1 pseudogene is annotated in these 376 nt (G+C 66.5%); it reads right to left on the bottom strand.

Annotated elements, in window-relative coordinates:
- A pseudogene (locus tag V5F77_RS29200) lies at positions 1 to 351 on the bottom strand (isoprenylcysteine carboxylmethyltransferase family protein); the annotation flags it as partial.
- Positions 352 to 376: the final 25 nt, after the last annotated feature.

Raw genomic sequence — 376 nt, 5'->3', positions numbered from 1 at the left:
CACCGCGAGCAGCCAGAAGCCGCCGAAGACCAGGATGGTGCTGAGGATGTGGAACGGCCCGAAATGGGGATTCACGCGCCACCCGAACAGGGTCTCGAGCAGATGACCGGCGTCGTGGGACCAGAAATCGACGCCGGGGAACTGCCGGCCGAGCCATCCCGACAGGAGGTAGATGGTCAGCGGAAACCCATACATCTCGGTGAACAGGGCGACGACGAAGGCCGAGAACGCCCCGAGGGTGCGCCAGTCCCGCGGCGTCCTGAGCCGGGTGAAGCTCGCGGCGAACAGGATGAAGACCACCGAGTTGAGGATGACGAGGCCCCACAGGCCGTAGGCCGGCGTTTCGGTCATCGGACATCCCCTTCGGGCCCCGGCC

This window comes from Roseixanthobacter psychrophilus, from assembly GCF_043195195.1.
Lineage (GTDB): Bacteria > Pseudomonadota > Alphaproteobacteria > Rhizobiales > Xanthobacteraceae > NCEH01.
The sequence above is the reverse complement of the archived record's forward strand: the minus strand, read 5'-3'. Positions and strand labels throughout refer to the sequence as shown.